Origin of the sequence: Microcoleus sp. PH2017_28_MFU_U_A (assembly GCF_020738035.1) — a bacterium.
In the GTDB taxonomy this organism is placed as follows: Bacteria; Cyanobacteriota; Cyanobacteriia; order Cyanobacteriales; family Microcoleaceae; genus Microcoleus.
In genome coordinates this window covers 44,963-58,319 of record NZ_JAEQCX010000045.1, presented here as the reverse complement: position 1 = coordinate 58,319, position 13,357 = coordinate 44,963, and the positions used below count along the sequence as shown (strand labels likewise).

Below are 13,357 nucleotides of genomic sequence, written 5' to 3'. Positions count from 1 at the left end.
GAAGCCCACCCCACAAGATAATTCATTGCTTGTGGAACAGGCATCTTGCCTGTTCAAAAAAATTCTGGGCGGGCTAGAAGCCCACCCCACAAGATAATTTACTGCTTGTGGAACAGGCATCTTGCCTGTTCAAAAAAATTCTGCCTGATTTGAGTAAAATCCGATCGCACTCAAGAATCAAAAGGTTTAATCAACGATCGCCCGTTAGCGAAGCCCTCAAAGACGATCGCCCAATCCAACACCAAACCTGCGATCGCAAACAATACCACACTCTCGACCCCAACCACCGCAAACGGTAATAACTCCTGCAAACCCGGCATTTTCCCCGCCTCAAAAGACAATTCAGCATCCAACTGTCCAAAAGCCCGCACCAACCCAAAAGCCAACACCACCCCAGATTTAAGCTGCCGGTTAGTATCGCAGCGAATCGCATAGCGGTAAGTCACGCCGAACAAAAAACCGCCCAAAAATGCCATCAATCCTTTGAATCCAAAATTTAGGCCAAATTCCCTGACCTGCAAACCCGCCAGAGCATCCCACCTCTGGGCTAAGATTAAGCTGTTAACAAGGGCGATCGACCCAAAAGCCAGCAAACAAGAAAAAGCAGCAACACTCGCTGCTTTCAAAGATTCTACCCGCTCAGCGGGACTAAAATTTGACGAGTCCTTCACAGCGCCCTCATTTCAAAAATAGCTCAAATTGACTTATGATAAGCTTTGGAGTCACTTTGTACAGTTTGTTCAATAAATAGCTATGGATATTTTGTCACTCGGTTGGGTTTCGGTGCTAGTTTTGTTCTCCTTCTCAATTTCAATGGTAATTTGGGGCCGCAACGGTTTCTAAATTCCAGAATAGCTGGCGGGGCAGGCTTTTTAACTGCCCTGCATTTTTTTTTAATCCTATTTAAGCAAATACGCTTGGGTTAAAACTGTTTATTCCTCGGAGATCCCCCTAAATCCCCCTTAAAAAGGGGGACTTCGCAGCACCTTCTTGTTCCCCCCTTTTTAAGGGGGGCTAGGGGGGATCAGCCTTATCTAAAGCCTATTGCTATTTAAGCAAATCAAAATAACAGGACTTACAAAAATGACTGCCAAAAAAATCTTAATGCTAGTCGGCGACTTTGTAGAAGACTACGAAGTAATGGTTCCATTCCAAGCATTGCAAATGGTAGGTCACACCGTCCATGCAGTCTGCCCCGACAAAGCCGCAGGTCAAACAATTCGCACCGCAATTCATGACTTTGAAGGCGATCAAACCTACAGCGAAAAACCCGGTCACAACTTTACTTTAAACGCAACTTTTGACGAAATTAACGCCGCAGACTACGACGCTTTGATTATCCCTGGAGGACGATCGCCAGAATACATCCGCCTCAATGAACAAGTGCTGCAAATTACCCGCTACTTTGCCAACAGCAAAAAGCCGATCGCATCTATTTGTCACGGATTGCAAGTCCTCACCGCCGCCGGCGTACTCGAAGGCAAACGCTGCACCGCATATCCAGCTTGCAGCCCCGACATACTCCGGGCCGGTGGCAAATATACCGAAGTTCCCGTTACCGAAGCCGTAGTCGATGGCAATTTAGTCACAGCCCCCGCATGGCCTGCACATCCTAACTGGCTGGCTGAATTTCTCAAAGTTTTGGGAACTAAAATCGAACATTCAGATAGTCATTAGTTATTGGTTATTAGTTATTAGTTATTGGTTATTGGTTATTGGTTATTGGTTATTAGTTATTGAGTTGTTAGTCACATGAAAAATTTTGCAGTCAAAGTTAAACCTAATTCCAAACAGCAAAGCATCCAAGAGCAACCAGACGGCAGCCTGACAGTACACCTCAAATCCCCGCCCGTGGATGGAAAAGCCAATAAGCAGAGTTAATCGTGCTGTTGGCGAAAAAGTTTAAAGTGCCCAAATCGGCGATCGCAATTAAATCCGGTCTTTCCTCCCGCAATAAACTTGTCGAAGTTCCGATTTAACCAATCTTTAGATAGATATCTAAATCTTTCTCAAGATAGATTAAGACTCAGCTTTTAATTTATACAGTAGTAGTTGTAAGGTTAGGAGAAAAAATTATGACCATTGAAAATAGAGTCGAAGCAACTGCCAAGAATATTGAAGGCAAAATTCAAGAAGCTGTGAGCGAAGTTACAGGCAACCAGAAAGATAAATTAGAAGGTCAAGCCAAGCAGGACGAAGCATCAGCAATTCACATGAAAGAAGACCTCAAAGATAAAGCCAAAGAGATTGTAGACCGAGCATAAAGTATTTCCTCCTACAAGTTTCCTGCCTACTAAATCCCGCAAACAACATATCATTTGCGGGATTTTTTTTAGAGATACTTTTTGTAGATTAGAAAAATCATTGCTGGCAAAATCTATCGGCTAACTGCCCCTACAGATTCTACTAACTCGTAATGTAAAAGCATTAATTTTGTAGCGAGGATTGTTTCCATTGCATAAGTTGTGCCATCTTGTTGAGAAAATTCTACCTCAAAAGCACTGCCATCAAATTCCATCACCACTGTTCCCACTTGTCCTTTATATAATTTAATGATTTGTTTTGTTTCAAAATGGGTTGCTTCTAAATCTTCAGTTAAAGCAACAATATCTAGGTATTTAATTTTTTTCATTGTTTTTACCTCACTTTTTGACGGGATAACAACTTGTCAATCTGGGGAAAGTTTCACCTGAGCGGACGATCCAAGCTGCTAGAATCAGAGATTCACCTACTTCGGTTTTCAGCAAGAATTTCATGTTGTAATGTGTTCCGTATTCATTGTTTTTCTGAATAACAACATCTTCGTTAATAGCAGCTTCTTTTAAAGCCTGTTTGAGCATTTCAGCATTTTCTAGGGTAATGCCTAACTTACTGGCAAACAAAATATAGCGGTTCGAGCTCCCATATGAGGTATGTTGTTGGGCTTGGGCCCTCTTAGTTTAAGGAATGATTGATTGGTGGCAAAATCGATCGGTGAATCTGCCCTTCCTTTTAATGCCAATGTTATAAAAGCCCGATGCCCCATCCCTCCGCTTCGCTCCGCCCAATGCCCTATTCCCTATTCCCAATTCCCAATTCCCCATGCAATAAAAAAGCTAGGGATTCATATCCCTAGCTGGAAACATAGCACAATTAGTTTTTAGAGTTGGCGCGGGCGATGGCTTACGCCCCGCTACGCTACGGCTTTTTCCAAACCGACTCCCACCCGCTGCCACCTAAATTAAATCAGGGTAATATCAGTCGCCGTCAAGCCTGGTCGGCCGTTCAGCAGTGCCAGTTGAATTGGTGCTTGGCCGCCAGCACCGTCTCTGTCGTACAGCAAGCGACCTGTGGAACCTTCGTAAACGAGGACTGCTTGTCCTGGAGTCGCTCCTGCGGGAGTCAGATCGTTGTTGTAAGTCCCGGTTTCCACCTGTAAGAACGCCCTGGAAGAAGGTCGATTCGGCAGACTATTGTCAAATGGTGGCAATAGGAAGGAATCGAAGTTCAATACTAACTTGTCACGGCCGACTTCAAAATCGCCGATTTGGTCTGGGCTGCTACCCAGGCTACCGTTGGCGTTGATCGTGACGCCCTCGCCGAAGTTGTTGTAGTAGAAGCTGTCATTGCCGGCGCCGCCAATCAGCGTGTCTGCACCGGGCCCGCCACCGAGAGAGTCGTTGCCGTCTCCTGCGAGCAAATAGTCGTTCCCAAAGCCGCCCAACAGCGTGTCGTTTCCGCCGCCGGCATTTAAGGTGTCGTCCCCGTCAGATGTCGATCCAGTAGGAAGACTGCCGGGGCCGCCGAACAGTATGTCGTCGCCAGCACCGGTAGTGATGACATCAGTACCGTTGCCGCCAATGATGAAGTTGGAACCTAAGGTATCGGTAATGAGGTTTGTCGATGTGGCACCGGCAAAGTTGACACTGGTGGCGTAGGAGATAAAGTCGTTACCAGCAAAAGAGCCAACCAATCGATCGCGTCTGCTACCAAACACGATCGTGTCACTTCCTTCACCACCGTTCATGAAGTTTGTGACGGTGCCGGTGGTAGTAAGATTAGTGCTGGTGTTGCCAAGTAACAGATCGTCACCCAGGCCGCCGTCAAGAGTAATCAGCGCAGTAGTAGTACCGATCGCAAAAGTGGTGGCATCGATCGTATCGTTGCCATCTCCACCGAAGGCTTGATTAAAGATGCCGCTCAAGCTGTCATTGCCACCGCCACCGATCATGCTATCACTCGCAAAAGCTGCAACGATCGTGTCGTTACCATCTTCGCCATTGAGCAAGTTGCGACCCGCGAAGCCTGGAAATGAACTCGACGCGCCTACGCTGGAAAGTGCAGACACCGTAGAGGACTTGATGAAGTCGTCACCAGCGCCTCCCAATGCCGTATCCTGAGTAGCATAAACCGTGATCGTGTCGTTACCAGCACCGCCGTCCAACAAGTTTTTGCCGGTACCAAAGTCGCCGATACCGCCTAGGAGAGAATCGTTGCCCTCACCGCCGAGCAAAGTGGTTTTCTCAATGCCGATCGTGATGACGCTCGAAGAAAACGGACTCGACTGGGTACTGTTTAGAATGACTAAGGTGTCGTTGTCTAGGTCGCCGGAAAGATAGCTGTTGCTGGCCACACCGTATATTGTGTCGTTGCCTTTACCGCCGATCAGAGTATCTTTCTGATTGATACCTACAATAAAGTCGTCGCCCAAGTCTCCGCGCAGGTAGTTGCTGCCTTGATTGCCACCGGCACTGCCGCCGATGCGAAGACCGAGGTTGTTGCCGCCGCCTGCGATGAAGAAGCCGAGGGAGTCATTGTCCTTGCCACCGTAGAGGGTGTCTCTTCCGAGGGCGCCTCCTAGCATCGTATCTGCACCCTGATTACCAAACATCAGGTTGCCATCGACAGTGCCTTGGAGCAAGTCATCTCCCGCACCGCCCAACAGCGTCGAATTCCGGCTTTGAGCAATTACGGTGTCACTGCCTCCATCGCCCGACAGGAAAACCCGCTCGCGCTGGCCTACTAATGAATCTTCGTCAGGGCCACCGTATAGGCTATCGTTGGGGCCGACGGAAATTAGAGTATCGTTATCGCGTTCGCCAAATATTAAGCTGCCGCCGAGGGTAGAAGTTGTAATTAAATCCCCCCCCGCTCCGGCAAAGATTGTATCCGGGCCCAGTCCCGGAGTGTTTAAATTAGTTTGATCGGAATTGTCAGTTAACGTTGTCATACAGCTTCACTCCTCTACTTGTTGGTCATCGCTTGTGCGACTACAGACACTGCCTAGAACACCGAATGTTTGGATGCCGCTGTAGTTTAACCTGTTTGCCAGCCGCAAGTCTAGCCTACTGGTGTTAACCCTGTCTAGACTTTCTCCCTCGCGGACTTTTTGCTTGTAAGCTTTTATTTTCAATGTCTTCACCCTTTAATAATCCTTGTGCAATGTCTCATGTGCTCACGCTCAAGAAGACGCGGCTCACATTCTTAATGTTCCATTCTGGATTGGCGCTCGGGGATCGCCTCCGGGGAAGGAAATTAAAGATTAACAAGGGTCGATCGGGCGATCGCCAGACAAAGAAAAGTGAGAGATTGGTTACTTGGTTACAACGCTTTGTGGCAATTTCCGGTTTCCCAGGCAGGGCCGTCTTTAAATAATTCTGGCTCGGATTGAACTCCGCACCGCTCTGGGGTCTAAAAGTCTACACCCCGCTTTAGTTCTACGCCCCGATCGCCGTAGTGTTTGTGACAGTATACCTCCGAGTGTACGCTTGCCAAGTCAAAGTAACCATGGGGTTTGTGGCAGCGCCCGGTGATAATGATTTCTGTATCGCGGGGCTTTCGCAGCAGGGCTTCGACGATCGGCTCTACCGGCAGCAGTTCTAAGTCTACTGTTGGATTGAGTTCGTCGAGAATGATCGTTTTATACCAGCCGCTGGCGATCGCCGTTTTGGCGATTTCCCAGCCGCGTTCTGCCTCGATGCAATCTAACTCTTGCTGTTGCCCCCGCCAAACTATAGCATCTCGGCCACACCGCTGGTGGTCTACTAACTGGGGGTAACTTTGCCGCAAAGCTGCGATCGCCGCATCTTCTGTATAGCCACTACCACCTTTGAGCCATTGTACAATTAAGACGCGGTGAGATTGGTCTTGGCTGATACCCTTACCTATTGCCTGCAAAGCTTTCCCCAATGCGCTCGTAGATTTGCCTTTGCCCGCTCCTGTGTATATTTCGATACCTGAAATATTGTGTTCGGCCGCTGCGGGGTGATAGTGGGGCTTCATTTCTGAGTGCAAGTCGGCAATATCCAGCAAAGCTTCGGGGGCCGCTCGGCCAGTGGCGATTACTTCTAAATATTCTGGTTTGTTTTTGAGGGTTTGGACTACTTCGTCCACTGGCAGCAAACCCAAGTCCAATACGGGGTTTAGTTCATCTAGAACTACTACAGAATAAAGCTCGCTGGCGATCGCTCCTTTGGCGATATCCCAGCCTCGCTGGGCTTCTGTGCGATCGAAGCGGGTGATTGCTTCGGCCCCAAAATATTCGGCTCTGCCGGTACGCACTTGATCGATCAAGTGGGGAAATGCCCGTTGCAGGGCTTCTATTGCCCCGTCTTCGTCGTAGGAGCGGCCGGGCCCTTTCAAAAATCGCAGCAACAAGACTCGCGTGGGCGAGTCAGAATTAATACCCAGCCCGATCGAGCGCAACACTACTCCCAAAGCTGCCTGAGACTTGCCTTTACCAGCGCCGTCGTAGACGTGAATCTGACCCGCGATGCGTTCTGAGCGAGATGACGCTGTCCGAATACCAATGCCATTCCTTACCATAATCCGCAGTTATTTGAGTCTGTCTCGGGGTGGGTATCCGATCGCACCCATTGAATGTTTAATATTTCCATTCTGTTGGCGGATCTCAACAGATTATAGGATAGAACCTAAACCACTTGATGTTCAGAAGGGCGATCGAAGAGGATTAGGGGCTAAAACCTACGCTCTAGATTATTCCGCTTCTGATGTACAATTAAAATCTAACACGGGCTGATATACCTGAATGCTTATGATTGCGAGTGTTTTCCCATTTCGGACTGTTTTGGTGCAAATTTTAATGATGTTTTTGGCGATCGCGATCGAATCGTGGTTTCTGCAAAAACTACTGAAACTCGGCCCCAAAACCAGCGTTGAATATACAGCCATCCTCAATCTCGCTTGCACTTGCGTGGGTTGGTTAGTTTTCTTCGGCATTGAAAGCGTTATTTCCAAAGAATGGCGAGAAGAACTTATCGGTTATATTTTATTAGGCGGAGGTCAGAATACTTACTCTGCAATAACTGCGATTGCCCTCTCGGTATTGGCAATCACTTTTCTCGCCAAATGGCAGGGACTAGAATTCATAGAGAACATGGTTTCTGGTAACAAAAAAGCTTCCAAACCTCAGTTTTTGGGGCCGCCAACTCTCAGCCGCCGTCCTCCCAAAAAAACTTTTCGAGTAACTACCCAGTTTGGGGCAGTTTTAATCGCCCACACTGTTAGCAATTTCGTTATTTTAACCGTATTGTTTTTGCAAAGCGTCAATTGAAATCTATGATGAAGCAATTTTTGGATGTGACTCAGCAACTCACGAAGCTGACTAACAACCTTTGGGAAACCAATAAAAAATTTCAAAAGGCGATAATTCCGCCTAAAGTTGTCCACTGGAAGACGCCTTTACTGCTCAGCATATTTTTAGCTTTGCTGACGGTGGCGGCAATCACAGACTGGCCGACAAGAACTCTGATGTTTGATATGAGCTGGTTATTTTTTACACTGTCAATGGGTTTGCTGACCAGCCAGCAACCTTTTACGATTAAAAAAGTAAGTCTGAGTCCGTGGGTGACCAGCATCTTAATTGGCTTGTGGTTGCTGATCCGATTGCCGTCAGATAGGAAGGAAATAGCATGGATATCCGGCCCAATTATAGCAGTAATAATTTTGGGTGTAATAGAGATTTGGAATAGCGAGTCAAAACGGGAAGGTATCAGATCGTTAGTGCGGCCTCAGTTTTTGATGATTACTCTCATTCACCTGCTGATTTCCTGTTGGTTTGGATTTCACTTTTTAATTCAAGGTTGGATAGAACAATATCCGAGCGTTTTATCGCAGGATTTGAGGAAAAGCGATTATGTGGTGACATTTCAACAGCCAACTATTAATCGCTCCCGAGGAGTGGTCATCCTCAATGCAATGGATCGATACCTGCAAAATGAAGCTCGCACAAAACCGTGGGCGCAGGTAGAACAAATGTTAATAGATATTGACAACGAGCGATTTTTTCTGAAGAATCAAGCGTTAAAAACAATTCGGGTAGTCCCAGAAGATGCGAGCTGGGAGGTCAAAACTTCGATCGTCCAAGGAGAGTCCCGCTATCAGTTACAGATGCAGGCAACTTGGCTGGGGCTGGTGTTTAGACCCGAAATATATTCGTTGACCAAATCTTGCGAGGTGATCGATGTAGGCAATAGAGCGACTGTAACCTGCGACACTACCAAACCCTCTAAACCTGGACTGAAAAAAGATGGAACTTCGGGAGACAGTCAAGTTTGAGCTTGTCTCTGGCCGTTAGGAGAGGGGGAGATAAGGGAGATGGGAGAGGGGGAGAGGGGGAGAGGTGTAGAGGTGTAGGTTTTCCACTGGCAAAACCCAGCAAATCTAGACATTGCAAAGGTTTTGGGCTTTGGCTTGGCGGGAATCTCAAACTCTTATGGGATAAGGCTTTTACCAAAAAACCTACACCCGTCGGGATGGGAAGAGGGGGAGATGGGAAAAATCCTCTTTCTTCACCCTTGACTTCTACCCTCAACATCCATCCGTTACATCCGTTAAAAAATCCGTTGCCGAACTTCCCTCTTCCTTGCACTAAAATATGGCTAAAGTTGACTGCGGGTTAATAACTAGATGAATTTGAGAAGAATCTTGACAGTCGCGACTAATGTATATTGGGAAGTAATTCGCGATCGCATCCTTTACTTAATTATTATTTTTGCTCTGTTGATGGGAGCCTCGGTGCGCTTGATACCGGAATTGGCAGCGACAACCGAAAATAAAATTATCTTAGATATTGGTTTGGCTGCGATGAGCATCCTGGGTATAATTGTCACAGTCTTTGTGGCTACCGGACTGGTCAACAAAGAAATTGAAAAGCGGACTGTTTACCTGTTAGTTGCCAAGCCGATAAGCCGGGCTGAGTTAATTGTGGGCAAGCACTTAGGGATGTCGGCGGTGCTATTCGTTCTGGTAGCAGCAATGACTGTTATCTATCTGGTTATTCTGAGTTTGAGTCGCATTCCTTACCCTTTGGGCAGCATTTTAATCGCTTCGCTGTTCGTGTGGTTTGAGCTGTGCCTCATGGCCGGTGTGGGGATTTTATTTGGAGTTTTTAGCAGTTCGCTGCTGGCTACTTTACTGACATTTAGCGTTTATTTGATGGGACACTCGACGCGGGATTTAGTGGCTTTTGGCAAGTTAACTAAAAATCCTGGCATTGAACAATTGATGATGGGACTTTATCTAGTTTTGCCTGATTTAGCCCGGTTCAATTTGAGAAATGATGCTGTTTACGGACAAGTACCTTACTTGGCGGGTTTGATTACAGATGCGGGCTATGGTTTGCTGTATGTGGTGCTGCTGCTGTCAATTGCGATCGCCATATTTTCGCGTCGAGAATTTTAAAATATAGATTCCGCATTGTCAGCGGTAATTGTTTGCTGGAAGAGTCCTCGCTGCAAACGAATTTGATTGTGGAATTAGCACGCTAAGATATAGAGAAGGTTGTCGATCGCCAATCTCGACTAAAAGTCAAACTTTTATTGGTAAAATGAGGTGACTTATGACTGCTGTAATTCACAAACCGATATCGCAGCTAAAAATTACCTGGCCGCTGCTTCCCGATGATTTTATTCTACCAGATGACCCCGTGGAAAATATAGAACATCCTTTAATCTCTAACGGTTTGCGCCAGTCTGTAGTGGATTCCCCGGAACTAATCCAAGATGCACTCATAGTTTCTAATTTTGCTTTGTGTGCTGCTGTGGACGATCGCACTATTTGCAAAGCCCCAGACTGGATGTACGTGCAACCGGTTCAACCTTGGCCTCACAGCTATCCCCGCCGCAGTTACACGCCTCATACCGAAGGAACAGTGCCTTTTGTAGTGATGGAATTTCTCTCAGCTACTTACGGCGATGAATACTCCGTCGAACACACAGAAGAAATCGGCAAGTGGTTCTTTTACGAACAAGTAATCAAAGTTCCTCGCTATGTCATTTTTCGGCCGCATACAGGCAGAATAGAAGTTTATGCGCTGGAATCCGATCGCTACAACAATCAAGATCCTGATGAAAATGGGCGTTATTTGATACCTGGATTAAATCTATTTTTGGGAGTTTGGGTGGGAACTCGGGAAGGTAGAACAGGAAATTGGCTGCGCTGGTGGAATGCAGACGGAGAGTTGCTTTTGTGGCCGGAAGAACGGGCAGAAGTAGAACGTCAGCGGGCCGAAGCCGAAAGCCAGCGGGCCGAAGCCGAAAGCCAGCGGGCAGAAGCTGAAAGCCAGCGGGCAGAAGCTGAAAGCCAACGCGCCGAAGCTGAAAGCCAGCGGGCCGATCGCGAACAGCAAGATAAAGAGTCCGCCCAAACGCTGTTGGAACAGGAAAGACAGCGCAATCAAGAACTTTTGGCGCGATTGGCAGCCCTCGGTATCGATCCAGAATAACTAAACCCACCTAAAAAAACAGAATATTTAGATCCCCGACTTCGCAGAAGTTGTTGGGGATCTAATATCGATCGCCTTCTACAGTAATCCCAATTGAAATCATGTTAGTGAAAAAACTCGAAGAATTAAAAGACATTTTCGCGCTGATGGAACGAGCGCTGATTGCCTACTCTGGTGGCATTGACAGCACTTTGGTGGCAAAAATTGCTTTTGACGTGTTGGGCGATCGCGCTTTGGCTGTAACGGCTGTTTCTCCGTCTCTACTGCCAGAGGATTTGGAAGATGCCCGGATTCAAGCCGCAGAAATTGGCATCGCCCACCAGGAAGTCGAAACTCAGGAAATGGCCAATCCTAATTATACTTCTAACCCGGTTAATCGCTGCTATTTTTGCAAAAGTGAACTGCACGATACTTTGAAACCGCTAGCACTTGCCAAGGGTTATCCTTATGTGGTGGATGGGGTGAATGGTGATGATTTAAAGGATTACCGCCCGGGGATTCAGGCTGCAAAGGAACGGGGCGCGCGATCGCCTTTAGCAGAAGTCGGCATGACTAAATTTGAAGTGCGACAGTTAGCAAGAGAATTGGGTTTGCCTTGGTGGGATAAACCGGCTCAACCTTGTTTGAGTTCGCGCTTTCCTTACGGTGAAGAAATCACCGTTGCAAAGTTGCAAAGAGTGGGGCGCGCTGAACGGTATTTGCGGCAGTTGGGGCTGAAAAATCTGCGCGTGCGATCGGATGGAGATACGGCGCGAATTGAATTGCCTGCCCAGGAGATTCGAGAGTTTGTATTAAATGCGGATTTGCCTGCATTGGTGGCGGTGTTTCAGCAGTTTGGTTTTGTGTATGCGACTTTGGATTTGGAGGGATTTCGCAGCGGCAAATTAAATCAGGTTTTGCAACCTGAATTGTTGGGGGCGAAGGCTTGATTAATTATCTTGAAAAAATGTCACTACAACCGTGTGTTCGTCCCGATCGCATTTAACTTGAAAACGGCGCTGAGGATAAAGCGATTTTAGGCGACTTTCCCACATCTGAGCTAATGCTTGTCCCAAATACAATAAATTGTCACTGCTAGCGTTTTGGGCACCGGGGAGAATGTCATCAACGTGCTGGTGGTTCATCACCTGCTCAATTGCAGCGACATCATTCCCTAGCTCGATTTTCCACTGTTCGTAGATTTGACTGTTAAAGGCTTCGGACAAAAAGATGCCGCCTTCATGTTCGACAAAATCTGGCCAGAATAGTTTTGTGAAAGCTATGGCAATTTCAATATTAGCAGATCCAAAAAGATAATCCCAGAGTGAAAAATCATCGCCGTTGGCTTTTTTCCATTGCTGGAAATCGATTAGTTTATCTGCATTCAAGGATATTTGTTTGATGAACATAATTTCTAGGGTATTTCATCCAATCTAGCTGGCCTAACTGTTTTCTCAGCTTGCACATAAATGTCTCCTGCTGAGTTTTGGTTGTGTTTGTATTCAACGGCGTGAGGTGTCGGCACATTTGCATGAGCCCTTCCTGTCAAGTCTACTCGCTTAATTGCCCGTCCACTGTCATCGTAGACGATATAGCTGGTAATGTTCTTGCCATCCATGCGGTACAGTAAGTTTTGGGCACTTGCTCCATCTAGAGGAAATCTCCCGCTGACCTGGGTTCCGACGGCTATCAGGGTGCTAGCGGGGATGCCAACTGTCCAGTCAACTGGTTTAGACATAATATTAGTCCTAAATTATTTTACCATCTCAGTTTGATATATGTAGGGGTATTTGGAAATGTACAGAGTACAATTTATAGAAATTTGCACAAATGCTGACGGCTTGTTAAAGCAATAGCATAAACTGAAGTAGCAGCAAGAGTAGCAAGTTTTATGAAAGTTAAATTTAGATTGATCTGGGCCATCTTGGCTTTCTTGTTGTTCGCTTACATCCCGTTTCGGGTGTTAGCGGGCCCGCCACCTGCGGGAGATACAGTGAGCTCTGCCCTGTGGTGGCAAGTTTTGGTGTACAATCAGGTGCAGCAAATTAAAGACCGGCAATATCAAGGTTGCGTGTGGGGCGATTCTATTTCTTCGGCATTGGGCGATTCTTTGGGAGAAAAAAACTTTAATTTTGCGATCGGCGGAATGAGTTCTGTTTCTCTGCTAGAACAGCTTAAACTTGTAGTGCCCCAGGGGTTTACTTGCAAAAAATCAATTTTGGCGATCGGCACAAATGATGCTATGTACGGCATCAGCGACGAGCAGTTTGTCAGCAATTTGAAACAGGCGATCGCAATTATGCGATCGATCGGCACCAAACAGATTATTCTGATTCCTGCTTTTTACTCAACTCTTGCCGCCAGCTACAATCCTAAATTTGCCGGCACAATTGCCAGAGTTGACGAAATTAATGTTCTCATCGATCAAGTCGCCGCCGACGAAAATATGACCGTGGAATCTAGTGGCATACAAGCCTTATTTAAGGAAAAAGCTCTAAATGGAGATTTAACGATAGACGGCGTTCACCTCAATGCCAAAGGTTTAGATATATACAGAAAAGTTTTGTTAAATATTTTGAATTAAACTTGACAACTCACACTTTATCTGACATAAGAATATCCTGCTAAACTCTTAATTTTAAGTCCGTTTATGCG

At 46.6% G+C, this 13,357-nt stretch carries 16 protein-coding genes and 1 pseudogene; 10 read left to right on the top strand and 7 right to left on the bottom strand.

Annotated features, from left to right (window positions below):
- Positions 1–170: 170 nt before the first annotated feature.
- Positions 171–671 carry a hypothetical protein gene (locus tag JGK14_RS10925; protein ID WP_293179673.1) on the bottom strand — a complete coding sequence of 167 codons (501 nt, stop codon included), beginning with the start codon at positions 669–671 and terminating at the stop codon, positions 171–173.
- Between the two features lie 82 nt (positions 672–753).
- Here JGK14_RS10925 and petN point away from each other — a divergent pair, with 82 nt between their 5' ends.
- The 4 genes and pseudogenes from petN (at position 754) to JGK14_RS10905 (ending at position 2,264) form a co-directional block, all read left to right on the top strand.
- Complete coding sequence (gene petN / locus JGK14_RS10920; protein WP_071883976.1) at positions 754–843, top strand: cytochrome b6-f complex subunit PetN; 90 nt, start codon at positions 754–756, stop codon at positions 841–843.
- Positions 844–1,083: 240 nt separating this feature from the next.
- Positions 1,084–1,677 (top strand): DJ-1/PfpI family protein, encoded by a 594-nt coding sequence (locus tag JGK14_RS10915; protein WP_293179670.1) that lies wholly within the window; start codon positions 1,084–1,086, stop codon positions 1,675–1,677.
- A 75-nt stretch (positions 1,678–1,752) separates the two neighbouring features.
- Positions 1,753–1,979: pseudogene (locus tag JGK14_RS10910) on the top strand (DUF167 domain-containing protein).
- Between the two features lie 96 nt (positions 1,980–2,075).
- Positions 2,076–2,264 carry a CsbD family protein gene (locus JGK14_RS10905; RefSeq protein ID WP_293179667.1) on the top strand — a complete coding sequence of 63 codons (189 nt, stop codon included), beginning with the start codon at positions 2,076–2,078 and terminating at the stop codon, positions 2,262–2,264.
- 113 nt (positions 2,265–2,377) lie between these two features.
- Here JGK14_RS10905 and JGK14_RS10900 read toward each other — a convergent pair whose 3' ends face one another.
- The 4 genes from JGK14_RS10900 to JGK14_RS10885 all read right to left on the bottom strand — a co-directional run bounded on the left by JGK14_RS10900 (position 2,378) and on the right by JGK14_RS10885 (position 6,804).
- Positions 2,378–2,632: a DUF4926 domain-containing protein gene (locus tag JGK14_RS10900; RefSeq protein ID WP_325315053.1), complete on the bottom strand. Its 255-nt coding sequence runs from the start codon at positions 2,630–2,632 to the stop codon at positions 2,378–2,380.
- 10 nt (positions 2,633–2,642) lie between these two features.
- On the bottom strand, positions 2,643–2,882 hold the full coding sequence (locus tag JGK14_RS10895) for a DUF6883 domain-containing protein (RefSeq protein WP_293212609.1): 240 nt from the start codon (positions 2,880–2,882) through the stop codon (positions 2,643–2,645).
- Between the two features lie 338 nt (positions 2,883–3,220).
- Complete coding sequence (locus tag JGK14_RS10890) at positions 3,221–5,209, bottom strand: calcium-binding protein (protein WP_293206622.1); 1,989 nt, start codon at positions 5,207–5,209, stop codon at positions 3,221–3,223.
- A 461-nt stretch (positions 5,210–5,670) separates the two neighbouring features.
- Positions 5,671–6,804: a cob(I)yrinic acid a,c-diamide adenosyltransferase gene (locus tag JGK14_RS10885; protein WP_293179654.1), complete on the bottom strand. Its 1,134-nt coding sequence runs from the start codon at positions 6,802–6,804 to the stop codon at positions 5,671–5,673.
- A gap of 229 nt (positions 6,805–7,033) precedes the next feature.
- Here JGK14_RS10885 and fraC point away from each other — a divergent pair, with 229 nt between their 5' ends.
- From fraC to larE, 5 genes are all read left to right on the top strand, one after another.
- Entirely contained in the window at positions 7,034–7,552 is a 519-nt protein-coding gene (fraC, locus tag JGK14_RS10880; RefSeq protein WP_293147226.1) for a filament integrity protein FraC, read from the top strand.
- Between the two features lie 5 nt (positions 7,553–7,557).
- Complete coding sequence (locus JGK14_RS10875; protein ID WP_293179651.1) at positions 7,558–8,556, top strand: DUF5357 family protein; 999 nt, start codon at positions 7,558–7,560, stop codon at positions 8,554–8,556.
- A 351-nt stretch (positions 8,557–8,907) separates the two neighbouring features.
- Positions 8,908–9,681 (top strand): ABC transporter permease, encoded by a 774-nt coding sequence (locus tag JGK14_RS10870; protein WP_293179648.1) that lies wholly within the window; start codon positions 8,908–8,910, stop codon positions 9,679–9,681.
- A 157-nt stretch (positions 9,682–9,838) separates the two neighbouring features.
- A complete protein-coding gene (locus JGK14_RS10865; protein WP_293179645.1) occupies positions 9,839–10,723 on the top strand; it encodes a Uma2 family endonuclease in 885 nt (294 codons plus the stop codon).
- A gap of 101 nt (positions 10,724–10,824) precedes the next feature.
- Positions 10,825–11,652, top strand: a complete 828-nt coding sequence (gene larE, locus JGK14_RS10860; protein ID WP_325315052.1) for an ATP-dependent sacrificial sulfur transferase LarE — start codon at positions 10,825–10,827, stop codon at positions 11,650–11,652.
- On the opposite strand, the gene JGK14_RS10855 is transcribed toward larE, so the two are convergent.
- Together JGK14_RS10855 and JGK14_RS10850 are read right to left on the bottom strand one after the other, a co-directional pair.
- Positions 11,653–12,111, bottom strand: coding sequence for a hypothetical protein (locus JGK14_RS10855; RefSeq protein ID WP_293179639.1), 459 nt, complete (start codon positions 12,109–12,111; stop codon positions 11,653–11,655).
- Positions 12,112–12,116: 5 nt separating this feature from the next.
- Positions 12,117–12,440 (bottom strand): polymorphic toxin type 24 domain-containing protein, encoded by a 324-nt coding sequence (locus JGK14_RS10850; RefSeq protein ID WP_293179636.1) that lies wholly within the window; start codon positions 12,438–12,440, stop codon positions 12,117–12,119.
- 153 nt (positions 12,441–12,593) lie between these two features.
- On the opposite strand from JGK14_RS10850, the gene JGK14_RS10845 reads away from it, so the two are divergent.
- Complete coding sequence (locus tag JGK14_RS10845) at positions 12,594–13,286, top strand: SGNH/GDSL hydrolase family protein (RefSeq protein ID WP_293219217.1); 693 nt, start codon at positions 12,594–12,596, stop codon at positions 13,284–13,286.
- Positions 13,287–13,357: the final 71 nt, after the last annotated feature.